This is a genomic window from Litoreibacter janthinus (assembly GCF_900111945.1).
GTDB lineage: Bacteria > Pseudomonadota > Alphaproteobacteria > Rhodobacterales > Rhodobacteraceae > Litoreibacter > Litoreibacter janthinus.
The window spans coordinates 2,276,570-2,297,736 of record NZ_FOYO01000001.1; the positions used below are offsets into that span (position 1 = coordinate 2,276,570).

Annotated in this window: 24 protein-coding genes, 4 tRNA genes and 1 pseudogene; 22 read left to right on the forward strand and 7 right to left on the reverse strand. The window is 57.6% G+C overall.

Annotated features, from left to right (window positions below):
- Positions 1-3 precede the first annotated feature (3 nt).
- Positions 4-1,212 (reverse strand): bifunctional alpha/beta hydrolase/OsmC family protein, encoded by a 1,209-nt coding sequence (locus tag BM352_RS11355; protein WP_090216839.1) that lies wholly within the window; start codon positions 1,210-1,212, stop codon positions 4-6.
- A gap of 101 nt (positions 1,213-1,313) precedes the next feature.
- Entirely contained in the window at positions 1,314-2,657 is a 1,344-nt protein-coding gene (gene dddP / locus BM352_RS11360) for a dimethylsulfonioproprionate lyase DddP (protein WP_090216842.1), read from the reverse strand.
- Between the two features lie 99 nt (positions 2,658-2,756).
- Here dddP and BM352_RS11365 point away from each other — a divergent pair, with 99 nt between their 5' ends.
- The 9 genes from BM352_RS11365 to BM352_RS11405 all read left to right on the forward strand — a co-directional run bounded on the left by BM352_RS11365 (position 2,757) and on the right by BM352_RS11405 (position 6,987).
- Positions 2,757-3,548 carry a heme-dependent oxidative N-demethylase family protein gene (locus BM352_RS11365; RefSeq protein WP_090216844.1) on the forward strand — a complete coding sequence of 264 codons (792 nt, stop codon included), beginning with the start codon at positions 2,757-2,759 and terminating at the stop codon, positions 3,546-3,548.
- Positions 3,545-4,735 (forward strand): class I SAM-dependent methyltransferase, encoded by a 1,191-nt coding sequence (locus BM352_RS11370; protein ID WP_090216846.1) that lies wholly within the window; start codon positions 3,545-3,547, stop codon positions 4,733-4,735. The genes BM352_RS11365 and BM352_RS11370 overlap by 4 nt, the downstream gene beginning before the upstream one ends.
- 99 nt (positions 4,736-4,834) lie before the next feature.
- Positions 4,835-5,263: an HU family DNA-binding protein gene (locus tag BM352_RS11375; RefSeq protein WP_090216848.1), complete on the forward strand. Its 429-nt coding sequence runs from the start codon at positions 4,835-4,837 to the stop codon at positions 5,261-5,263.
- A 19-nt stretch (positions 5,264-5,282) separates the two neighbouring features.
- Positions 5,283-5,357, forward strand: a tRNA-Val gene (locus BM352_RS11380).
- A 62-nt stretch (positions 5,358-5,419) separates the two neighbouring features.
- Positions 5,420-5,998: a histidine phosphatase family protein gene (locus BM352_RS11385; RefSeq protein WP_090216850.1), complete on the forward strand. Its 579-nt coding sequence runs from the start codon at positions 5,420-5,422 to the stop codon at positions 5,996-5,998.
- 77 nt (positions 5,999-6,075) lie between these two features.
- Positions 6,076-6,151, forward strand: a tRNA-Val gene (locus BM352_RS11390).
- 45 nt (positions 6,152-6,196) lie between these two features.
- On the forward strand, positions 6,197-6,763 hold the full coding sequence (locus tag BM352_RS11395) for a GNAT family N-acetyltransferase (protein WP_090216852.1): 567 nt from the start codon (positions 6,197-6,199) through the stop codon (positions 6,761-6,763).
- Positions 6,764-6,800: 37 nt separating this feature from the next.
- Positions 6,801-6,877: transfer RNA gene (locus tag BM352_RS11400), tRNA-Asp, on the forward strand.
- A 33-nt stretch (positions 6,878-6,910) separates the two neighbouring features.
- A tRNA-Asp gene (locus BM352_RS11405) sits at positions 6,911-6,987 on the forward strand.
- Positions 6,988-7,111: 124 nt separating this feature from the next.
- On the opposite strand, the gene mmsB is transcribed toward BM352_RS11405, so the two are convergent.
- From mmsB to BM352_RS11425, 4 genes are all read right to left on the reverse strand, one after another.
- The gene (gene mmsB / locus BM352_RS11410) at positions 7,112-7,984 is read right to left on the reverse strand and encodes a 3-hydroxyisobutyrate dehydrogenase (protein WP_090216854.1); all 873 of its coding nucleotides are present in this window, start codon (positions 7,982-7,984) and stop codon (positions 7,112-7,114) included.
- Positions 7,981-9,012 carry an enoyl-CoA hydratase/isomerase family protein gene (locus BM352_RS11415; protein ID WP_090216856.1) on the reverse strand — a complete coding sequence of 344 codons (1,032 nt, stop codon included), beginning with the start codon at positions 9,010-9,012 and terminating at the stop codon, positions 7,981-7,983. The genes mmsB and BM352_RS11415 overlap by 4 nt, the downstream gene beginning before the upstream one ends.
- A complete protein-coding gene (locus tag BM352_RS11420; protein ID WP_090216858.1) occupies positions 9,009-10,148 on the reverse strand; it encodes an acyl-CoA dehydrogenase family protein in 1,140 nt (379 codons plus the stop codon). Before BM352_RS11420 ends, BM352_RS11415 begins: the two co-directional genes overlap by 4 nt.
- Before the next feature lie 77 nt (positions 10,149-10,225).
- Positions 10,226-11,725, reverse strand: a complete 1,500-nt coding sequence (locus tag BM352_RS11425) for a CoA-acylating methylmalonate-semialdehyde dehydrogenase (protein ID WP_090216860.1) — start codon at positions 11,723-11,725, stop codon at positions 10,226-10,228.
- Between the two features lie 98 nt (positions 11,726-11,823).
- On the opposite strand from BM352_RS11425, the gene BM352_RS11430 reads away from it, so the two are divergent.
- From BM352_RS11430 to BM352_RS11455, 6 genes and pseudogenes are all read left to right on the forward strand, one after another.
- Complete coding sequence (locus BM352_RS11430; RefSeq protein WP_090216862.1) at positions 11,824-12,723, forward strand: LysR family transcriptional regulator; 900 nt, start codon at positions 11,824-11,826, stop codon at positions 12,721-12,723.
- A gap of 69 nt (positions 12,724-12,792) precedes the next feature.
- The gene (locus BM352_RS11435; protein ID WP_090216864.1) at positions 12,793-13,227 is read left to right on the forward strand and encodes a CBS domain-containing protein; all 435 of its coding nucleotides are present in this window, start codon (positions 12,793-12,795) and stop codon (positions 13,225-13,227) included.
- A gap of 158 nt (positions 13,228-13,385) precedes the next feature.
- Positions 13,386-13,877: a pantetheine-phosphate adenylyltransferase gene (gene coaD, locus BM352_RS11440; protein ID WP_090216867.1), complete on the forward strand. Its 492-nt coding sequence runs from the start codon at positions 13,386-13,388 to the stop codon at positions 13,875-13,877.
- Positions 13,878-13,975: 98 nt separating this feature from the next.
- A pseudogene (locus tag BM352_RS11445) lies at positions 13,976-14,479 on the forward strand (peptidylprolyl isomerase); the annotation flags it as partial.
- Positions 14,480-14,546: 67 nt separating this feature from the next.
- The gene (locus BM352_RS11450; protein ID WP_090220193.1) at positions 14,547-15,095 is read left to right on the forward strand and encodes a peptidylprolyl isomerase; all 549 of its coding nucleotides are present in this window, start codon (positions 14,547-14,549) and stop codon (positions 15,093-15,095) included.
- Positions 15,096-15,170: 75 nt separating this feature from the next.
- Positions 15,171-16,130, forward strand: coding sequence for a DUF3179 domain-containing protein (locus BM352_RS11455; RefSeq protein ID WP_090216873.1), 960 nt, complete (start codon positions 15,171-15,173; stop codon positions 16,128-16,130).
- On the opposite strand, the gene BM352_RS11460 is transcribed toward BM352_RS11455, so the two are convergent.
- Positions 16,127-16,912, reverse strand: coding sequence for an enoyl-CoA hydratase (locus BM352_RS11460; protein WP_090216875.1), 786 nt, complete (start codon positions 16,910-16,912; stop codon positions 16,127-16,129). The two genes, BM352_RS11455 and BM352_RS11460, sit on opposite strands and share 4 nt — an antisense overlap.
- 70 nt (positions 16,913-16,982) lie before the next feature.
- Here BM352_RS11460 and BM352_RS11465 point away from each other — a divergent pair, with 70 nt between their 5' ends.
- The 7 genes from BM352_RS11465 (at position 16,983) to msrA (ending at position 21,116) form a co-directional block, all read left to right on the forward strand.
- Complete coding sequence (locus BM352_RS11465; protein WP_090216877.1) at positions 16,983-17,408, forward strand: PaaI family thioesterase; 426 nt, start codon at positions 16,983-16,985, stop codon at positions 17,406-17,408.
- Complete coding sequence (locus BM352_RS11470; RefSeq protein ID WP_139229826.1) at positions 17,405-17,710, forward strand: hypothetical protein; 306 nt, start codon at positions 17,405-17,407, stop codon at positions 17,708-17,710. Before BM352_RS11465 ends, BM352_RS11470 begins: the two co-directional genes overlap by 4 nt.
- A gap of 153 nt (positions 17,711-17,863) precedes the next feature.
- Positions 17,864-18,325, forward strand: a complete 462-nt coding sequence (gene rplM, locus BM352_RS11475) for a 50S ribosomal protein L13 (protein WP_090216882.1) — start codon at positions 17,864-17,866, stop codon at positions 18,323-18,325.
- Positions 18,326-18,327: 2 nt separating this feature from the next.
- Positions 18,328-18,822: a 30S ribosomal protein S9 gene (rpsI, locus tag BM352_RS11480; RefSeq protein WP_090216885.1), complete on the forward strand. Its 495-nt coding sequence runs from the start codon at positions 18,328-18,330 to the stop codon at positions 18,820-18,822.
- A gap of 335 nt (positions 18,823-19,157) precedes the next feature.
- Positions 19,158-20,051: a LysR family transcriptional regulator gene (locus tag BM352_RS11485; protein ID WP_217643012.1), complete on the forward strand. Its 894-nt coding sequence runs from the start codon at positions 19,158-19,160 to the stop codon at positions 20,049-20,051.
- Between the two features lie 115 nt (positions 20,052-20,166).
- Positions 20,167-20,610 (forward strand): peptide-methionine (R)-S-oxide reductase MsrB, encoded by a 444-nt coding sequence (msrB, locus tag BM352_RS11490; protein ID WP_090216887.1) that lies wholly within the window; start codon positions 20,167-20,169, stop codon positions 20,608-20,610.
- Positions 20,610-21,116: a peptide-methionine (S)-S-oxide reductase MsrA gene (gene msrA, locus BM352_RS11495; RefSeq protein WP_090216891.1), complete on the forward strand. Its 507-nt coding sequence runs from the start codon at positions 20,610-20,612 to the stop codon at positions 21,114-21,116. Before msrB ends, msrA begins: the two co-directional genes overlap by 1 nt.
- Positions 21,117-21,167: the final 51 nt, after the last annotated feature.

Sequence of the window (21,167 nt, forward strand, 5' to 3'; positions counted from 1 at the left end):
AAATCAATCTGCTAGAACTGTTTTGATTTCAGCGCCAGACTCAAGCGTCTTGTGAACGGGGCATTTGTCCGCGATCTCTAGCAGGCGTTGCCTCTGCGCCTCGTCCAGGTCACCCTCAAGATGAATCTCACGGTTGAAGCGGTCAATTTTGGACGGTCCGCCGGCATCCTGCGCGTGCATGGCGTTGTGTGTTACATCCACCCACACGCGGGTAAGGGGCCACTTCTTGCGGCGGGCATACATGCGAATGGTCATTGAAGTGCAAGCCCCCAAGCCTGAGGCCAGAAGGCCGTAAGGCGACATGCCGCGATTTGTCCCGCCATAGGCAAGCGGCTCATCCGCTTGGATGTGGTGGCGCGGGCCGGAGTTGATGTCCTGCAAAAATCCATCGGGATCAGCCTCCGTCACCCGAACGACGCCCTCTGGCGCACCAATGGGTGGGGCAGGCGGGCGCAATTCCAGATCGCGTGACGCCCAACCTGCGATGACAGTCGCCACATACTCCGCGTCATCGGGTCGGGAAATCAGGTGGTCGGAATGGCACAGGGTCACGAAGCTCTTTGGATGCTTGGCGTGCTGGAAGATCTGCGCGGCATTCTCAATGCTGACGGTTTCGTCGAGCGGGGCGTGCAAGATCAGAAGGGACTTCTTGAGATTGCGAATGGAGTCCACGAGGTTCTCTGCCGCGATGTCTTCCACGAAGTCGCGCCCGATCCGGATCGGGCGGCCACCCAACACTACCTCGCCCACGCCTTTGGATTGGATATCTGACAAGGCGTCTTTAAAATTATGCGTGACATGCGCCGGATCAAAAGGCGCTCCAATGGTCACAACCGCTTTGGCGGATTTGATGCGCGGCGCGGCCTTCAAGATCGCGGCTCCGCCAAGGGAATGACCGATGAGCAGGGTCGGGGCCATGCCAAGACTCTCCAGATGCTCTGCGGCGAGCAGCAGGTCATCGACGTTGGAGGTGAAGGTGGTGTTTTCGAATTCGCCATCCGAATGCCCAAGACCGGTAAAGTCGAAGCGCATGACGGCGATCCCCATTCCCGCGAGGCGCGCCGAGATGCGCTTGGCGGCGGAGATGTCTTTCGAGCATGTGAAGCAATGCGCAAAAAGTGCGGTCGCAAGGTGCGGGCCGTCCGGCATGTCCAGACGTGCCGCTAGCGATGCACCGGAATGGCCGGTGAAGTTTATGCGTTCAATGCCCATGGTTAGGCTCCTGCTCGAAATGCGTACCACTAGGAATGGAGTTCTTGAGCGCAGCAAACAAGGTTTGCATGACCATTGTCACGGCATGGTGAGCAGTTGTGTCAGCTTCCGCCCATGAGCGCGGCATCGAACGGATATTTCGTGAGATTTTCGTAGCCGTCCTCGGTGATCAAAACCTGATCTTCGAGCTTAATCGAAAAGTCGCCTCCGACCTCACCCACCAAGGCTTCAACGCACAGAGTCATACCCGGCTGAAGCTCATAATCGAAGGCGCCATCAACATGCTTTCCAGGATAGGCCACCAACGGCCACTCGTCGCACAGGCCAACCCCGTGCATCAGGCATCCGTATTTTTGGGCCTGAAACTTGTCGTGCAGGACATGGGTGCGGGCACTCAATTCATTGATCGAGATGCCGGGCTTCAGCATTTCCATATTTGTCATGATATGCTCGTGCCCGTGTTTCATCGCATCGATCATGTCTTGGCGCGGTGCCTCGTCCCCGATCCACCAACTGCGCGAGATGTCACAACAGATGCCGTATGCGCCAACCAAGTCGGTGTCGAAGCTGATGATCTCGTTGTTTTGCGTAATGCGTGGGCCGCATTCTTGGAACCAAGGGTTGGTCCGCTGACCCGAGGCCAAAAGGCGCGTTTCGATCCACTCGCCGCCGCGGCGGATGTTTTCTGCGTGGAGCACCGCCCAAATATCATCCTCGCTGGTGCCTCCGTTGGGGACGTTCAGGCGCGCGAAGTTTTCCATCTCTAAAACGGCTGCCTCACAAGAGAAACACGCCGCGCGCATGGCTAGAATTTCGTCTGTCCCCTTGATCGACCGCGATTTTTCAGTGCATTCCTCGCCGGGCATGACTTCGAACCCTTGCGCTTCCAACGCGCGTAAGCCGTGGATCATGATCTTGTCGACACCGATGCGAGAGTTGCTTCCACCATGTTCCGCTATCAACTCCCGAACCTGTGTCGCGAACACATCTGCTGCGACGTCGATCCTGTCCCCTCGGTCGAAATAAAACAAATCCGCGCCAGAGCGTTGTTCACGCACGAGAGGATTGAATTTCGACAGGAAAGGCGAGTTCTTATAATCCCAAATTACCATGTAGCCGTCCGCGCATAGCAGCACCGCGCGGAACGGATTGTGAGTGTTCCAAAGCTGCATATTCGTGCTGTCTGTGGCGTAGCGGATGTTGAGCGGATCAAACATCAGCAATCCGCCCCAGTCGCGTTCGACGATATGTTGGGTCAGGCGGGTCCAGCGAAATTCGCGCATGCGTTCGAGATCGGGCAGGGCAAGACCAGCCTCCTCCCATTCTTGATAGGCCAGCAGGGTTGGGCCGATCTCGATCCGGTCATTGTCATTAAGGTTGCCATCACCCAGTCGCATGCCTTTGCTGGGGTCGATTTTTCGAGTGTCGCGAAAATGGGTGTTCATAGCCGGCCTCCTTGTTGGGTGTAGTTTGGGTGGCGGCGGGACGCTGGGCTGTTTTAAAAACGTCATGGATAATGTCGATTTTGGGTGGTTAAAGACGGTATGGAGCCAATTCTGCAAAGTCACTTGCCATTCGCGCCGTGGATGGAAGACCGAACCCGCCGCTTACCTGGCGTGGTGCCGCTCGCTTACTCGGACTGGTTGCAGGTCGATGACGCTTATTCGGCGCAGCTTGCCTACAAGGCACGACTTCTACGCGAGAAACGCGCTGCGGTTCTGATGTGCGATCCTCAATGCATCGCGCCAGCGCAAGAGCTGCTCGAAACAGCGCTGACCCATCTGCCAGCCGGATTTTCCCGAGGTGAGGCAGTTCTATGTCCCGATGGCCGCGCAATCGAACCTGATTTCAACGCGCCATTCGAAACCCTGTCTACGCTGTTTCAAGAAGATTTCGTGATCCTGCAAAAGCAGGGCGATGTGCATGTGCTCACCGGCGCACTTTTGTGTTTCCCCGCGAGCTGGTCTTTGGCCGACAAATTTGGAAAGCCGCTCACGGCGATCCACGATCCAGTCGAGGAGTATGACGACATGCTTGCGCGAAAGGTAGAGCGGATGTTTAGTGCGATACGGGTCGATCAACCGCTGACGCGGAGCAACGCGCTGATCTACGCCGATCCCGACCTGCATCATCCCCGACGTGGCTCCGACGCCCTTCGCGATGCCGGCCAAACCGGCTTCATCCGGTCGGAACGCCAATGCATGCTCCGCCTGCAAAAAACGCAGGCTGTCGTGTTCTCGATCCACACCTATCTGGTGCGCGAAGCAAGCCTGTCTGCAAAGCAGGCCGAAGGACTGCGCGACCACCCAATCATTTTTGAAGGGGCTGCATCATGACTGACGTCGCCGCCCAGTATGAAGCGTTTCCATATCCTGAACGCGACCCGAAGGACGAAAAGGCGCGTCTCATCACGGGGTCACCGTCCCATCCGTTGGAGTTAGACCACCATCTGTTCGGCGGGCAGCGGGATTGGTCCGTCACCATCCGCATTCTGGTCGCGGGCGGCGGGACTGGGGATGCGCTCATTCAACTGGCTCAGGTTCTGACCAGCGCGGGGCGGGCTTACGAGATCACTTACATCGATCTGTCTACCGCATCTCGCAAAGTCGCCGAGGCCCGCGCCAAAACGCGTGGCCTCAAGGGCATCACTTTTATCACAGGCAGCTTGCTGGATGCTCCGCAATACGGCCCTTTTGATTATATCGATTGTTGCGGAGTGCTGCATCACTTGCCGGAACCGCAAGACGGGTTCGATGCGCTTGCAGCTGCGGTGGCCCCCGAGGGTGGTATCGGGCTGATGGTTTATGCCCCTTTTGGGCGCTCTGGTGTGTACCCGTTGCAAGATGCGTTTGGCGCGCTTACCCAAGGCCTGTCCCCCCAACAGAAACTGGCGCGCGCCAAAGCAATGTTTAAGGCGCTGCCAGAGGGGCATCCCTTCAAGCGGAACCCGCATTTGGTGGACCACAAGCAAAGTGATGCAGGGTTTTATGATTTGCTGCTGCACTCGCAGGACCGGCCCTATCGGATTGACCAACTTTCCCAATCGCTTAGCAACTCTGGTCTGGCCATCGGAGGCCTCCCGCAGGCTTTCCTCTACGACTTGGAGCGTTTCACCCAACGGCCTGACGGTATGGACGACGTCACGGCGATGGCACTTGCGGAAAAGTTGGACGGAACGATCAAAACACATGTCGTCTACGCGCGGTTGAAGTCATCTTCACCCAAAGTCGCTGGGCAATCTGACCGCGCTGTGCCGCATCTGAAGGGAGTATCTGCCGGAGCACTGGCCAAGGTTGTGGCGTCAACTGGCGAGATTCCGGTGACTCTGAACGGCGTGACGCACAAAGTATCGCTTCCCAAACAGGCCGGACGCGTCATCGCGGGCATAGATGGTCGTCGCGACATTGCCGCCTTACGGGCGGGGGCGGGGCTGGATCCGTTGGCTTGGGCTGCAACATGGCCAAAGACGTCGCGAACATTGGAGCAGTTCGGACTGCTGCTCTATTCGCGCCTATTGACCTAAAACGCACACCATTTCCGTTTTGGAAACAATCATCTGGCACTGTTCACACGGAGTTGGTATTAATGCTTCATAAATTTCATTGCGGGATCGAGCAATCTCATGGCTACCAAACCTAAAACCACAGGTACGAAGAAGACCAAACGGTCCACTACACGGGCTGCAAGCACTACACCTAAGGCTGCCGCCAAGACGGCGCCGAAAGCCACAGTCGTGTCGACCAAATCGGTGAATCCGGATGTTTCGATCACTGCCGACGCGCCTGAATGGACCAAAAAAGAAATGGTCGCGCGCATGGTCGCCAAAAGCGGCATGAAGAAGGGCGACGCCCGTCGTGCCCTCGAAGCAACCATGGATGCGCTCGCTGATGCGCTGCGCGAAGGCAACAATCTGTCGCTGCCTCCCTTGGGTAAAATCAAGATTGCACGCACCAAGGATACGCCAAATGGCAAGATGGTTGTGCTCCGCGCCAAGCTGAAAGAACCGAAGCCGGACCTCCCCAATGAGCCACTTGCAGAAGCGGCAGAGTAACGCTAAACCGCCCGCCAACGGGTGATTAGCTCAGTGGTAGAGCGCTTCGTTCACATCGAAGATGTCAGGAGTTCAAATCTCTTATCACCCACCAGTTTTGGCGCGCCCCACGGTTTTCGTGTCGGGCGCGCCGCCTGTTTTTAAGGTGGTGTGTTGATGGCCAGTCGCTATCCGGAGTTATACATTTTGCGCCACGGCGAGACGGAATGGAACGTCTCGGGTCGCATGCAAGGACGGCTGCATTCCCCGCTGACAGAGAAAGGGATCGCGCAGGCTCATACGCAGCAGCGTATCTTGGCCAACGTGGACCTTTCAGCAGCTCGGATCATATCCAGCCCGCAAATTCGGGCGTTGCATACTGCGTTGGAAATCTTTGGCGATGCGGGGCACGAGATCAACACGGATCCGTCGCTCAGGGAAATCGATGTAGGTAAGTGGCAAGGGCGGATGCGTGCGGAGCTGTCCATTAGCGGTGATCCGAGGATGACGGTGGACGGTCCACTGGCGTTCTACGAACAGGCCGAGGGCGGCGAAGGCTTTCCGGCCTTAAGACAGCGTTGTGAGGCGTTTCTAGGGGCGCTGGCGGGGCCTGCCGTGCTGGTCACCCATGGGATCACCTCGCGGATGCTGCGAGTGGTCGCGCTAAATTTGCCGAATGAGGCGATGGAGGATTTGCCGGGCGGGCAGGGCGTGGTTTTTCATTTGAAAGATGGCCACCACGAGGTTCTGAAATAATTTTGCCTTAGACGCGGGCCAACGACCCGTTTTGGGGTTGCGGTCGTGGTCTGCTTTCCGCTAATGGATCGCCAGTCGGGTGGTTAGCTCAGTTGGTAGAGCGTCTCGTTTACACCGAGGATGTCGGGGGTTCGAGCCCCTCACCACCCACCATCTCCCCCACTTAGGCAGACCCCGATCAGGTAGCCGGAGGATGATATGAAGACATCTCTCAACCATGTTCGCATCCGCCGATTGGATGACGCTGACCTAGGCGCTGTTGCTGAAGTGCAGTTGCATAGCTGGCGCGGCACCTATGCGGATGTTTTACCTCGGGATTATCTCGGCGCGCCGATGGAACGCGACATCGCGCAACGCTGGTCGGCGGGACTGACCGAGTGTGATCTGCTGTTTGGTGCCTTCGATACCTCAGGAAAGATTCTCGGGTTTGCGGCGACTCGCCTGGGAGAAGAGCCCTATCTCGACAATTTGCATATGCTGGAAGCGGCGAGGGGCGGGGGAGCCTCCTATCTGCTCATGGCACATCTCGCCGACGCGTTAGCAGCGCTTGGGGGGCATACTCTCTGGCTGACGGTTGTGGACACGAACTTGCGTGCGCGCGCGTTCTACCGCCGTCTTGGCGGGGTCGAAGGAACCGCTGGCTCCGACCAGATGTTCGGGCAAACGGTCACGAGCCTTCCCGTCCGTTGGGAAGATCTTGCAGAATTGTCGAAAAACGCACGGCAGGTCGTATCGCCGCTTGACGAGGTCGATACAGGGACATAATACCACCCCCACGCCTGAGGGTTCAGGTGTGCAGCGGGCGGTTGTAGCTCAGTTGGTTAGAGTACCGGCCTGTCACGCCGGGGGTCGCGGGTTCGAGCCCCGTCAACCGCGCCACCGCTGCACTAAATGAACCCCACAGGCCGATGCGCGGTTGTAGCTCAGTTGGTTAGAGTACCGGCCTGTCACGCCGGGGGTCGCGGGTTCGAGCCCCGTCAACCGCGCCACTCCTTCCCATAGTAAAGTCTTTAGATGTCGAAGCGTGGGCGCGGTGCGTTTTGGTGCCTCTGCAGCATGTGAAAAGCACGGAAGCTATGGCCCCCGCCCTAATTAAACCAATGGGGATTGGCCTTAATGCCGCCGACGTGAGACGAAGCGCGGCAGCATTGCCGAGAAATCGCGCCCTGCACCGTCTTCTTCCTCGACGAATTGTGCATAAAGCTCAGTCGCACGAGCGCCCATTGGTGTGTCTGCGTCCGAGGCTTCTGCAGCTTGCTGGCTCAGTCGCAGGTCTTTCAGCATCAGGTCGGCTGCAAATCCGGGTTGATAGTCGTTATCAGCAGGGCTCTGTGGGCCCACACCCGGAGCGGGGCAATAGGCGTTCATGGTCCAAGAGTAGCCCGAAGATGTGGACACCACATCAAACATCTTCTGGCGGTCCAGCCCGAGCTTGTCTGCCAACGCGAAGGCCTCGCAGGTGCCGATCATTGTGACACCCAGAATCATGTTGTTGCAAATCTTGGCGGCCTGACCGTTGCCCGATGGGCCGCAGTGAACGGCCTTTTGCCCCATCACGTCGAACAACGGGGCGACAGAGGCAAAACCCTCATCTGTGCCGCCGGCCATGAAGGTCAGTGTGCCGGCCGCAGCGCCGCCAATCCCGCCAGAGACGGGGGCGTCCACAGCCATCAATCCACCTGCTTGGGCCTTGTCCGCAACGGCGCGCGCACTTTCGACGTCGACGGTCGAGCAGTCCAACAGGGTCGCCCCTTGGCGCATTGCGGGGATCACCTGATCCGCGACGCTCCGCAGGATTGCACCATTGGGAAGCATGGTGATGACGACATCCATGTCCGTCGCAGCTTCGGTGACGGTCTTCGCGGCGTTCACGCCTGCAGGCGGTTGGTTGGCGATGTCGAAGCCTACAACGTCATGCCCTGCTTTTGCGAGGTTGGACGCCATGGGTGCCCCCATATTTCCAAGTCCGATAAATCCGATTTTCATGGCATCTCCTCCCAGTTCAGAGCATGGGCCCCAAGGGGCATCAACATTTGGCTCACGTCAATTTCCTTGACCGCCTCGGGGCCGTCATGCGCCCATTTCGGGCTGCGGTCGCGGTCGATGATTGCGGCGCGGATACCTTCGATGAAATCGCCTTGTGCGACAGATCGGTAGGTGTAACGAAACTCCTGATCCAGCGCCTGACGGATCGAACTCGCGGAGCGCAAGCGCCGAACGATGGCCATAGCGCAGGCCATCGCCAAGGGCGCGTTGCGGTTCAGCGCCTTCAAGGCAGTTTGCGCGAACTCACCGTCATCGGCCTTGAGCGACCGCACGATGTCACCAAGGGTTTCTCCGGCGAAGTGGCGGTCAATGTCTTCAAGGCGGGCCTGGAGCACGCCCGCTGGGGCAGGGCCACCTATCTGAGGAATTTCGCCCGTTAAAATCATCTGTGCCTTCAGGTCCGGCCATACGGCCTCTGGCGCGTAAGCATCAGCAAAACCCGAGAAGATAGCATCCGCCGGCCCCATCCGAGTGGCCGTAAGCCCCAAGTATTCTCCCAGCCGTCCCGGCGCCAGAGCCAGCATCAGGGATCCGCCGACATCGGGCACAAGGCCAATGCCGCATTCGGGCATAGCGATCTGGCTGCTGTCACCGACAATGCGAAGCGATCCATGACACCCGACGCCAACACCGCCTCCCATGGTGAAACCTTGAAGAAAACTGACGATCGGCTTGGGGTATTCGAAGATTTTGGCGTTCAAACGATACTCGTCCCGCCAGAACTGACGCCCGTAATCCAAATCGCCCTTCTGGCCGGAGGCGTACATATCTGCAATGTCGCCACCAGAGCAGAAGGCGCGGTCGCCCTCTGCATCCAGCATGACAAGATCGATGTCCGCCACGCGCCAGTCGTCCAGCGCGGTTTCAATCGCGAGCACCATCTCATAGGTGAGAGCATTCAGCGCCTCAGGGCGCTGCAGGGTGATCCGACCAGCGCGACCTTCGACGCGGATGAAGATGTCACTCATGCCGCGATCATCTGGCGGGCGACGATCATGCGCATGATCTCGTTGGTGCCCTCAAGGATCTGATGCACACGGAGGTCCCGTGCCAGTTTCTCGATGCCGTAATCCGCCAGATAGCCATAGCCGCCATGCAGCTGCAAACACCCGTCAACGACACGCGATCCGGCCTCTGTCACGAACTTCTTGGCCATGGCGCAATGCTGCACAGCGTCAGGTGCATTGGTGTCCAGCTTCCAAGCCGCTTGGCGCAGAAAAGCGCGGGAGGCTTGCAGTTCGATCTCCATATCGGCGAGGCGGAATTGCAGGGCTTGGAACTGGTCAATGGATTTACCGAAGGCTTGGCGTTCGGACATATAGGCGAGAGTTTTGTCCAACGCTGACTGCGCGGCCCCAAGCGAACAGGCGGAGATATTCAAACGCCCTCCATTCAGTCCCTGCATTGCATATGTGAAACCTTTACCCTCATCACCTAGCAAATTGTCGGCCGGAATGTTGCAATTGTCCAACTGCACTTGGCGCGTTGGTTGCGCGCGCCAACCCATTTTGTCCTCAAGTCCGCCGAATGACAGCCCATCTGCGCCGTCGTCAACCACCACAGCCGAAATGCCCTTAGGACCCGCATCGCCGGTGCGCGCCATGACGATATAGGCATCGGAGTATCCGCCGCCAGAGATGAACGCCTTGGTACCAGACAGCGCAAACCCTTCGTTGGTCCGCTCGGCACGGGTCTTCAACGCTGCCGCGTCGGAACCGGAACCGGGTTCTGTCAAGCAATAGGAAAAAAAGGTCTCCATCGACAGGGCTTTCTCAAGATACTTTGCCTTGAGCGCATCGGAGCCATTCTTGTCGATCATGGCGGCACACATGTTGTGGATAGAGAGAAACGCCGCAACCGAAGGGCAGGCCATCGAAAGGGCCTCAAACACAAGCGTCGCGTCAAGGCGTGACAGGCCGGAGCCGCCGCTGTCCTCAGAGACGTAAAGCCCCCCAAATCCGAGCTCTGCCAATCGGGGCCACAGGTCTTTGGGAATGTTTTCGTCTTTTTCCCACTGAAGCGCATTTGGGGCGATGAATTCGTCGCCAAAGGCCTTTGCCATATCGAAAATGGCGGTTTGCTCATCGGATAACGCGAAGTCCATGTCTTCCTCCCACAGAATTGAGCACACATTTAGTCATGCGCCCTTGCCGTTAAAAGGCAAGGGCGCTGATCGTCAGCTTATTCCATCACTGGGATAGAGAACTCACCGCCCTCTTTGATGCCCGAAGGCCAGCGCGACGTGATGGTTTTGGTGCGCGTATAGAACTTGAACGCATCGGGGCCATGCTGGTTCAAATCGCCGAACATGGATTTCTTCCAGCCACCGAAGGTGTGGTAGGCCAAAGGAACAGGGATCGGTACGTTGATGCCAACCATGCCGATATTGACACGGTTCGCGAAATCACGAGCGGTGTCGCCATCACGGGTAAAGATCGCGGTGCCGTTGCCGTATTCGTGGTCCATCGCCATCTTCAGGGCGTCTTCGTAAGTCTGGGCGCGCACGGTCGACAGCACGGGCCCAAAGATCTCGTACTTGTAGATGTCCATGTCCGTGGTGACGCCATCAAACAGGTGCGGGCCAACAAAGAAGCCGTCTTCGTAGCCTTGAAGCTTGAAGCCGCGCCCGTCGACAACCAGCTTGGCGCCCTGGTCAATGCCAGTCTGAACCAGGCGCTCGATATTAGCCTTGGCGGCGGCGGTTACGACAGGGCCGTAGTCCACATCATTGCCAGAGGTGTAGGGTCCAACTTTCAGCGCCTCGACCTTCGGAACCAAATGCTCCAGCAAACGGTCTGCGGTATCGTCGCCCACGGCCACCGCAACGGAAATCGCCATGCAACGCTCGCCCGCTGCGCCGTAGCCAGCACCCACCAGCGCATCAGCGGCTTGGTTCATGTCAGCGTCGGGCATGATGATCATATGGTTTTTCGCGCCGCCAAAACATTGGACGCGCTTCCCGTGAGAACAGCCCTTGCCGTAAATATATTCGGCAATCGGGGTAGAGCCGACGAAGCCGACCGACTGAATGACGTCATGCTCCAGAATGGCGTCCACGGCCTCTTTGTCGCCGTTGACAACTTGCAGGATGCCTTTCGGCAGGCCGGCCTCCTCCATCAACTCGGCCAGCATCAGTGGCACGGAGGGATCACGCTCGGATGGCTTGAGGATGAAGGCGTTGCCGCAAGCGATTGCCGGGGCGAACATCCACATCGGGATCATCGCAGGGAAGTTGAAGGGGGTGATGCCCGCAGTGACACCAAGCGCCTGCTTCATCGAATACATGTCAATGCCAGGGCCTGCACTATCGGTGTAATCACCTTTCAGCAGCTGTGGGGCGCCGATGCAGTATTCCACGACTTCCAAACCGCGTTGCACATCGCCCGCAGCGTCCGGCAGCGTTTTACCATGCTCGCGCGACAGCGCTTCGGCCAGTTTGTCCATATCACGGTTGAGAAGGTCGACGAGCTTCATCATCACCCGCGCACGTCGCTGAGGATTCACGGCAGCCCACGCAGGTTGGGCTGCGGCGGCGATCTGAACGGCTTGATCCAACTCGTCCTTCGACGCCAAAGGCACCTTTGCCTGAACTTCACCAGTTGCAGGGTTGAAGATGTCGGCAAAGCGACCGGAGGTGCCTTTGACGTGGGCACCATTGATGTAGTGGGTAAGCTCTTGCATAGAATCCTCCTAAGTTTTCCACGCCAGCTTATGCTTGCATTTCTGCAATAAAAAGGTCCAGTTTCCCAAAACTATTTTGCAAAAATGTCAGGACTGAGATGGCTGAACCTAAGTGGGACGATTTACGGGTTTTTCTTGCCGTGGCCCGAACGGAAAGCCTGTCGCGCGGTGGTAAAGCATTGCGGCTGGATCCGGCAACGGTCGGTCGTCGGATCGCGCGGTTGGAGGAGGCGTTGGGCGTCACGCTGTTCATCAAATCCCCGCAAGGTTACGCGCTAACCCAAGCGGGGGAGCGGCTGGCATCACGTGCGGAGGCAGTCGAGACGGCGATCCTGAATGCCCATGATGATGCGACCGGAGGGGCCGAAGCAATGACCGGTCAAATCCGCGTCGGGGCACCGGATGGCTGCGCGAATTATCTGCTGCCTCAGGTATGCGCCGCGATCTGTGCTGAACATCCGGGGCTAGAGGTTCAGATCGTAGCGCTCCCGCGGGTGCTAAACCTGTCAAAACGCGAGGCGGATATGGCGATCACTGTGTCGCCACCCACAGCTGGGCGGCTGACGAGCCAGAAGCTTGCCGACTATCATTTGCACCTGATGGCCAGCCACGACTACATCGCCAAAGCCCCGCCTTTGAAAAAGTTGAGCGACCTGAAAGATCACAAAATCATCGGCTACATTGCGGATCTGATTTTCGACTCAGAGCTTGATTATCTGTCGGAAATCGGTGGGCCGCACACCAACTTCGCCTCCAACTCGGCGTCGGTGCAACTTAATTGGGCGCGCGTGGGGGCAGGGTTGGTGATCGGCCACGATTTTGCACTGCCATTCGCGCCAGAGCTGAAACGGGTGCTGGACGACCAGTTTTCGTTGAAACGAAGCTTCTATCTTGTCCGCCACGCCGACGACCGCAACATCTCGAGGTTGCGCTTTTTCGCGCAGGAACTCGGAACTAAAATTCGCCAAGAAGTGGTAAGGCTTGAAGGCCAGACTTGACGCAAACCCAACCTTGGGACGACAGTAGAGATATTGAACGCTATTGTTTGAAAAGAAGAGGAGAAGTGAATGCTGGTAAGCCACATTTTGAAGCTTAAGGCGGATGACGGTGTTGTAACGATCGGGCCGGACGCCTCGGTCTCGGATGCAGCCAACATGCTGTCCACACGCCGGATCGGTTCGGTTGTGGTGTCCTCTGATAAGAAAACGGCACTAGGTATCCTTTCGGAGCGCGACATTGTACGTGAAATCGGCAAACGCGGTGCGGGCTGTCTATCCGAAAGCGTGGACAGCATGATGACCAAAAAGCTTGTGACTTGCACAACAAGTGATCGCGCCGACTCCATCTTGGCGACGATGACCGAGGGCCGCTTTCGCCACATGCCTGTCATCGAGGATGGGGTGATGGTCGGACTGATCACTCTGGGCGACGTTGTCAAAGCTCGGCTGAGCGAGCTTGCGATGGAGAAAGATGCGCTGGAAGGTATGATCATGGGGCACTAGCCGTGCTCCTCTGATCAACTGCCGCCCGCGCGACTTCGTTTTTCCGCGTGCCGAAACCTTATGAGGGTCGCATCCGAAAGGCTTGAATATAATCGCCTTGCAATCCACTGCGCAATATTGTTGCGTAGCCGTGCTTCAGACGAACAAGGGCCCAGCTCATGCGCATTGGACTTTACCCGGGAACATTTGATCCCATCACGCTTGGGCATTCCGACATCATCCGTCGGGCCTGTTCCTTGGTCGACCGCTTGGTGATTGGCGTCGCGATCAATCGCGACAAGGGGCCGTTGTTTTCGCTCGAGGAACGCACCGCAATGATTGAGGCCGAGTGCGCTCAGGTCAGCGCGGAATCCGGCTGCGAAATATTGGTGCACCCGTTTGAAAACCTGTTGATCCATTGTGCCCGCGATGTCGGTGCAACTGTGATTATTCGCGGCCTGCGCGCTGTTGCCGATTTCGAGTACGAATATCAGATGGTCGGGATGAACCGTGCAATGGATAACAGCGTCGAGACTGTGTTCTTGATGGCTGAAGCCCAGCATCAGGCAATTGCGTCCAAGCTGGTCAAAGAGATAGCCCGCCTTGGCGGCGATGTCTCGAAGTTCGTCACACCCCCAGTCAAAGCTGCTTTGCTTGAACGCTTGGGCTAGGTTCAAAAGCGAGCACTGCGTTTGCTGGCGGGGGTTTACACCGCCTGCAACTGGTCTAGTTTGTCGCCAAATTCAAAACGCTTAGGAGCGCCCTTAAAATGGCCGATATCAAAGATCCCGAAAACACAATCCTGTTGGAACTCACCGGCGGCACAGTGACGATCGAGTTGCTGCCCGACGTTGCCCCGCAGCACAGCGCGCGCATGAAAGAGCTGGCGCGCTCCGGCGCCTACGACAACGTCGCGTTTCACCGTGTAATTGACGGGTTCATGGCGCAAACCGGCGACGTGGCAAACGGGAACATGGAAAAGGATTTCAACATCCGCATGGCCGGCACAGGCGGCTCCGACATGCCAGACCTGCCAGCCGAGTTCTCCAAACTGCCGCATGACCGTGGCACCATCGGCGCGGCACGTTCTGCCAACCCGAACTCGGCCAACAGCCAGTTCTTCATCAACTTCTCTGACAACAATTTCCTGAACGGCCAATACACCGTTTATGGCCGTGTCATCGAAGGCATGGAGCATGTGGACGCGATCCAGCGTGGCGAGCCGCCAATGAACCCTGACCGCATGATCTCGGTCAAGGTTGCTGCAGATGCGGGCGGCTCTGCTGCGCCGGCTGAAGAGCCAGAAGCTGCGGCCGAGCCCGATACAGACGGTGGCGACGGTGAATAAGTTTCTCGCAACTTGCGCGTTTCTGGTTGCAAGCCCCGCGCTTGCAACCGGGTTGGAGGTGGATATTTCAGGCGAGGCCAATGGCACCGTTGTAATCGACCTGTTGGAAGACGTTGCACCGAAGCACGTGGAGCAAATTACCGCATTGGCGGCAGAAGGCGCTTATGACGGCGTTGTCTTCCACCGTGTGATCGACGGTTTCATGGCGCAAACGGGCGATGTCGAGTTTGGCCGCATCGGCAACGACATGAGCGCAGCTGGCCGCGGCGGCTCTAGCCGTCCCGATCTGCCTGCGGAGTTCTCCGATCTCAACTTCGACCGTGGTGTTGTCGGCATGGCACGCAGCCAGAACCCGAACTCGGCCAACAGCCAGTTCTTCATCATGTTCGATGAAGGCTCTTTCCTGAACGGCCAATACACTGTCGTGGGTAAGGTGACGTCCGGTATGGATGTCGTTGATCAAATCAAACGTGGCAAAGGGGCCAACGGCTCCGTTATCGGGGAGCCCGATCAAATGAAGGCTGTCCGCGTCACCGACTAACGCGCCATCAACCCCGCGTGAGCGGGGATGGTCAGGCCGCGACGAACGGGCCATGCTGCTTTGGGAGGAGTCAGCATGGCCCGTTTTTCGTTTTTGATAGCTACGATCTGGTTACTGGCCGTTTGCGCGGCAAGCGCGCAGACCGCATTTCTTTCGGCCCAGTGGCCTAACACCGATTTTTCCAAAGCAACGGTAGATCTGTCTGAAATCCGTTCTGGCGGCCCCGGCAAAGACGGCATCCCCGCTGTAGATAAGCCGACGTTTCTTGTCGCATCAGATGAGCGCAGGATCGGCGCACGTGAACCCGTGTTGACCGTTGAAATCTCCGGACAGCGCGCAAGGGCCTATCCGATCCGCTACTTCATGGTCCATGAGATCGTGAATGATGTGATCGGCGGCGTGCCGATTGCCGTCACCTTTTGCCCGCTGTGCAATTCCGGCGTGGTTTTCGATCGTCGTGTGGCAGGCCGCCCCCTGTCGTTCGGTGTGTCCGGCAATCTGCGGAATTCGGACATGGTGATGTATGACAGGCAGACCGAAAGCTGGTGGCAACAGGCAGTCGGGGAGGGCATCGTGGGCCATTTCGCCGGTCGCACCTTGCGCCAGATTCCAAGCTGGATGGAAAGCTGGGTTGACTACAGGATGCGTAACCCTGACGGGTTAGTGCTGAACGCGCCGCGACAGAACTTCAACTACGGCACGAACCCGTATGTGAACTATGACACCTCCGCGCGCCCTTTTCTCTATGATGGAGAGCTGCCACCGAACGGTATTGACCCGATGGCGCGGGTTATCCGTGTGGGCACGCGTGCGTGGTCATTGGAGCGTCTGCGCCGTGAGAAACGTATCCGCGAGAACGGGGTGGAACTGACTTGGCAAGGGGATCAGGCGTCCGCGCTAGACAGCCGCCAAATTGGCAACGGTCGCAGCGTTGGCGCTGTGCGCGTTCGGGACGCTCAAGGGCGCGATGTGGTGCATGATGTGATGTTTGCCTTTGCCTTTCACGCCTTCTACCCGAAGGGAACGTGGCACTAGCTCCAATCTGGTTTGCGCTTCTCTAGGAAGGCCTTGATGCCTTCATCCGTGTCCTCAAGAGCCATATTCACCGCCATCACCTCGCCGGTGTAAGCATAGGCCTCTGCCACCGACATTTGAGCCTGCTCATAAAAGGCTTGCTTCCCGATGCGCACGGCAGACCCCAATTTTCCAGCGATGGTTTTAGCCAGTGCCATCGTGTCCTTGGCGAGGTCGCCCGTGGACACACGGTTAATCAATCCAACCTCCTGCGCACGCTCCGCGTCGATGAATTCTCCCGTCGTTAGCATTTCGAACACTTGCTTGCGGTGGATGTTCCGGCTCAAGGCGACCATTGGCGTAGAGCAAAACAGCCCGATATTAACGCCATTCACCCCGAACTTGGTGCCTTCCTCCGCCACGGCCAGATCGCAGGTCGCCACCAACTGGCAGCCCGCAGCGGTCGCAATCCCGTGGGCTTGTGCAATCACCGGTTGTGGCAGGCTCTGAATGCGCGCCATAACGGCAGAGCACCGTTCGAACAGATCCAGCCATGCCGCACGACCACCATCCTCGGCCTTGCGGGCGGCTTGCATCTCTTTCAGATCATGCCCCGCACAAAAGACCTTTCCGGCACCGTTCAGGATGACGACGCGTATGGTTTCATCCCCCGCCACCTGATCCAATGCCGCATGAAGGGCGGCAAGCATGGCGTCAGACAAAGCGTTCAGTTTGGAAGGGTTATTGAGGGTCAGTCGGGCGATCGGGCCGTCATCCGCACGTAAAACTAACGCATCGTTCATCTTGTCATTCCACCCTTGATCTGCTCCGGTAACGGGCAAAGCCTAGGACGAACAGGGGCAGGGGGGAAGTATGGAAGTGAAGATGGATAAGGCCGCATTGCAGGCCTTTCTGGAGCGTGACTTTACCCAAGTGGCAGACGACTTCGAATTCGTGGAGATCGCGCCTCCCTACGTAACCATGGCATTGTCGGCCTCTGAAAAGCACTTGCGCCCCGGCGGCACGGTTTCCGGCCCGTCCATGTTCGCCTTGGCCGATGTCTGCGCCTATTTCTGTATCCTGTCCGTGCTGGGTCCCGTCGCCTTGGCCGTTACTACCAATTGCTCAATCGACTTTATGCGCAAGCCCGCGCCTGGGCGATTGCTCTGCCGGATGGAGTTGCTGAAGCTTGGTCGTGCGCTCGCTGTAACCGAAGGGCGGATATATTCCGAGGCAGAGCCCACAAAACCTGTTGCGCGTGCATCGCTGACCTATTCTATCCCGCCCGCGCCGAAGTGAGACGTCTCGAGGTCCTTGCCCTGTCACCCGCAGCGTGGGGAGCGGCGTTCGCCTTGTTCGTTCTGGCAACCCGTCACACCTGGGCGACGGATGTCGGAATGGTCGGCTTCGTTGTCGGGGTGGAGCTGTTCCTCACACTCGCCGGCTTTTTGCTGGCTATGGCTCAGGTGCCCTTGATGATCTATGCATTAGCACGCGGGAGGATGCGGCTGGCAGCATTGGCGGGGCTGGGCTGCGGTCTTTGGGTGATCGGCTGGTTCATCGGCATGGCGTTGACGCCAAGTATGGTCTACGTGACGTGAAGGCTGTGGGGTAAAATAATACCTTATTTGTAAGATATTGTTTTAACATATTTATTTCACCAACTCTGACGTTGACTGTGCTCTCAAAACCTTTAGAACCACGCCATCCCAAGGGGCTTTATGTCCCATGGCCGCAATTCTTGAGGAAAACCCATGAAAACCTTTACCGCTACTCCTAGCGATATCGACAAGAAATGGATCCTGATCGACGCTGAAGGCGTTGTTCTGGGCCGTCTCGCGTCCATCGTTGCCATGCGCCTGCGTGGCAAGCACAAGCCGTCCTTCACTCCTCACATGGATATGGGCGACAACGTGATCATCGTGAATGCTGACAAAATCCAGCTGACCGGCAACAAGCGCGAGAAGCCAAACTACTGGCACACCGGCCACCCGGGCGGCATCAAGTCCCGCACCAACGCCGAAATTCTTGAGGGCAAGCACCCTGAGCGCGTTGTGACCCAAGCTGTGAAGCGTATGCTTCCAGGCGGCCCACTGTCGCGTCAGCAAATGACCAACCTGCGTGTTTACGCGTCGGCTGATCACCCGCATGAGGCTCAATCCCCCGAAGTTCTGGACGTTAAGGCCATGAACAAGAAAAACACTCGGAGCGCATAAGAATGGCTGACGAAATCAAATCCCTCGACGAGCTGAACACCGTCGCAGAAGGCGTAACGTCTGCTGAAGTAGTCTCCGCTGCAATCGCTCGTGAGCCTGTCCGTGACGATCTGGGCCGCTCCTACGCAACCGGCAAGCGTAAAGACGCTGTTGCGCGCGTTTGGATCAAGCCGGGTTCCGGCAAGGTTACCGTGAACGGTAAAGAGCAGAACGCATATTTTGCACGCCCTGTGCTGCAAATGATCCTGCGCCAGCCTTTCACAGTGTCCGGCACCGAAGATCAGTTCGACGTGTTCGCAACTGTCAAAGGCGGCGGTCTGTCTGGTCAAGCTGGTGCAGTGAAGCACGGCATTTCCAAGGCGCTGCAGCTGTATGATCCGTCCCTGCGTGGCGCTCTGAAAGCCGCTGGCTTCCTGACCCGTGACAGCCGCGTCGTTGAGCGTAAGAAATACGGTAAAGCAAAAGCCCGTAAGAGCTTCCAGTTCTCCAAGCGTTAAGCTTCGAGAATATGCGAAATTGGAAAAGGCCACCCGTTCGGGTGGCCTTTTTTGGTATTGCGCCCGCGAGTATGCAGGCGACGAGCAGTATTCACGTAGTGCTTAGTTGAAACGAGTGGCGGCTTTGAGCTCACCTTACCAATGCTGCACATCGCCTAAACGGCAGAGCCGCGCGCCAATCCAGCCATTAGATAATGTTTGGCCCTTGCACGTCACGGATCCTACTCGCTTCAAAGCGGAAATCCAGCTCTTGGGTTTCGAATGCTGACAATGAGAACGGATAGCCCCATACTTAACGCTCAATCCATGTCGGGTTGTGAGATCAAGGCATAAGCGTGAAAGCCGGTTGGGACGCGATGGACATCAATCAGATCACTTATTTTTTGCACCTCGCGGACACGCTCAACTTTACCGAAGCCGCGCGGCGCAGTGGTGTGGCGCAACCCAGCCTGACCAAATCCATCCGTAAGCTCGAAGAAGAACTGGGCGGTCCACTCTTGTATCGGGATGGCAAGGATAGCAGGTTGACCGCGCTTGGCCGTGAAATTCAGGTCGAGTTCATGCGGATTGACTCCGGGTTGATGAACGTGCGCGAGCTTGCCGAAAACTCCGTCCGCGGACGCAAGCGTGTCTTGTCAATTGGCGTGGCCTCAACGATTGCCCCCAATGCATTTTCCGGCTTTATCCAGCACGTCCTGTCCCAACTCCCCAGCATTGAACTCAACGTGCATACCTTGGCGGCTGATGAAGGTGCAGCGGAGGTTTTGTCAGGCAAATACGATGCCTGCATATTGCCAACGGCCCCCAAGGAAAACTTCAAGCTCGCCGTTCAGCCACTGTTTCGGGAACGTTATCTCTTGGCGTTCGCTAAAGGGCATGCCTTGTCGCGCTTTGACGAGATCCCCGCCAAAGAGATGGCACGCGAGCAATTCGTCGACCGTCTCGCTTGCGAATTTCACAGCCAGATCATCGCGCATTTCATGGACCGCGATATCTTGATGTATCCGCGGTTCAGCTCCGAGCGTGAGGATTGGGTTCAGCATATCGTCGCCTCTGGCAACGCGGTTTGTATCATGCCAGAGCGCTCCTGCACCGTGGCCGGTATTGATGCGCGCCCTGTGGCCACGATGGATATCTCGCGCGAGGTCGTTCTTGTTACCGTTTCGGGCAATGGCACACCTTCGGAATTGCGCCAGATCACGGGTATGGCCGCAGCCTATCAGTGGTAGGCCTACGCCGCTAACTTTCCGGCAGGCATAGAAACTATAGTCGCTGGCTATTGGGAATACCGAAACGTAGTCGCTATCTCTGTTCCATCGAAGAACGGACCAGAGGAGCGGCGAAATGAAATATGCAAAAACCCAAGAAGCCCTGAGCAAGCTGACACCTGAGCAATTTCGTGTGACGCAGGAAAACGGCACCGAGCGCGCGGGAACAGGGGCCCTGACTGGCAACAAAGAGCCGGGCATTTACGTCGATATCGTATCGGGCGAACCACTATTCGCCTCATCTGACAAGTTCGAATCCGGCTGCGGCTGGCCCAGTTTCACCAAGCCGATCGTGTCCGAACATGTGACCGAGCATAAGGATGAAGGGTTTGGCATGGTCCGCACGGAAGTGCGTTCCAAGCATGGCGACAGTCATCTGGGGCATGTGTTCCCCGATGGGCCGCGCCACACAGGTGGTCTGCGCTACTGCATCAACTCTGCCAGTCTGCGGTTCATTCACCGCGATGCGATGAAAGACGAAGGCTACGGCGAATATCTGGATCAAGTGGAGGATACATAATGACAGAACGTGCAATTCTTGCCGGAGGTTGTTTTTGGGGCATGCAGGATTTGATCCGCAAGCGTCCCGGCGTTATCTCCACCCGCGTGGGCTATACAGGAGGCGACGTGAAATTCGCCACCTACCGCAATCATGGCACCCATGCTGAGGGCATCGAGATCATCTTCGATCCGGCGAAGACCAGCTATCGCAAACTGCTGGAGTTCTTCTTTCAGATCCATGATCCGACAACCGAGCTGCGCCAAGGCAATGATCGCGGCACATCCTACCGCTCTGCGATTTATTATGTGGATGACGCGCAGCGCGACGAGGCGCTCAACACGATCGCGGATGTCGACGCCTCAGGCCTTTGGCCTGGCAAGGTGGTGACAGAGGTAGAGCCTGTCGGTGACTTCTGGGAAGCCGAGCCCGAGCATCAGGACTATCTGATGCACAGGCCCAATGGCTATACCTGCCACTTTGTGCGGCCCGACTGGGTTCTGCCAAAGCGCGAAGCAGCCGAATAAACCAAACAGAGCTTCCCCCGCTTTTTGCGGGGGGCAGACCTAACATGGATT

Bases quoted from the DNA above. Each gene is read 5' to 3' on its own strand.
- BM352_RS11355 (WP_090216839.1), bottom strand. From the start codon at position 1,212: ATGGGCATTGAACGCATAAACTTCACCGGCCATTCCGGTGCATCGCTA.
- dddP (WP_090216842.1), bottom strand. From the start codon at position 2,657: ATGAACACCCATTTTCGCGACACTCGAAAAATCGACCCCAGCAAAGGC.
- BM352_RS11365 (WP_090216844.1), top strand. From the start codon at position 2,757: ATGGAGCCAATTCTGCAAAGTCACTTGCCATTCGCGCCGTGGATGGAA.
- BM352_RS11370 (WP_090216846.1), top strand. From the start codon at position 3,545: ATGACTGACGTCGCCGCCCAGTATGAAGCGTTTCCATATCCTGAACGC.
- BM352_RS11375 (WP_090216848.1), top strand. From the start codon at position 4,835: ATGGCTACCAAACCTAAAACCACAGGTACGAAGAAGACCAAACGGTCC.
- BM352_RS11385 (WP_090216850.1), top strand. From the start codon at position 5,420: ATGGCCAGTCGCTATCCGGAGTTATACATTTTGCGCCACGGCGAGACG.
- BM352_RS11395 (WP_090216852.1), top strand. From the start codon at position 6,197: ATGAAGACATCTCTCAACCATGTTCGCATCCGCCGATTGGATGACGCT.
- mmsB (WP_090216854.1), bottom strand. From the start codon at position 7,984: ATGAAAATCGGATTTATCGGACTTGGAAATATGGGGGCACCCATGGCG.
- BM352_RS11415 (WP_090216856.1), bottom strand. From the start codon at position 9,012: ATGAGTGACATCTTCATCCGCGTCGAAGGTCGCGCTGGTCGGATCACC.
- BM352_RS11420 (WP_090216858.1), bottom strand. From the start codon at position 10,148: ATGGACTTCGCGTTATCCGATGAGCAAACCGCCATTTTCGATATGGCA.
- BM352_RS11425 (WP_090216860.1), bottom strand. From the start codon at position 11,725: ATGCAAGAGCTTACCCACTACATCAATGGTGCCCACGTCAAAGGCACC.
- BM352_RS11430 (WP_090216862.1), top strand. From the start codon at position 11,824: ATGGCTGAACCTAAGTGGGACGATTTACGGGTTTTTCTTGCCGTGGCC.
- BM352_RS11435 (WP_090216864.1), top strand. From the start codon at position 12,793: ATGCTGGTAAGCCACATTTTGAAGCTTAAGGCGGATGACGGTGTTGTA.
- coaD (WP_090216867.1), top strand. From the start codon at position 13,386: ATGCGCATTGGACTTTACCCGGGAACATTTGATCCCATCACGCTTGGG.
- BM352_RS11455 (WP_090216873.1), top strand. From the start codon at position 15,171: ATGGCCCGTTTTTCGTTTTTGATAGCTACGATCTGGTTACTGGCCGTT.
- BM352_RS11460 (WP_090216875.1), bottom strand. From the start codon at position 16,912: ATGAACGATGCGTTAGTTTTACGTGCGGATGACGGCCCGATCGCCCGA.
- BM352_RS11465 (WP_090216877.1), top strand. From the start codon at position 16,983: ATGGAAGTGAAGATGGATAAGGCCGCATTGCAGGCCTTTCTGGAGCGT.
- rplM (WP_090216882.1), top strand. From the start codon at position 17,864: ATGAAAACCTTTACCGCTACTCCTAGCGATATCGACAAGAAATGGATC.
- rpsI (WP_090216885.1), top strand. From the start codon at position 18,328: ATGGCTGACGAAATCAAATCCCTCGACGAGCTGAACACCGTCGCAGAA.
- msrB (WP_090216887.1), top strand. From the start codon at position 20,167: ATGAAATATGCAAAAACCCAAGAAGCCCTGAGCAAGCTGACACCTGAG.
- msrA (WP_090216891.1), top strand. From the start codon at position 20,610: ATGACAGAACGTGCAATTCTTGCCGGAGGTTGTTTTTGGGGCATGCAG.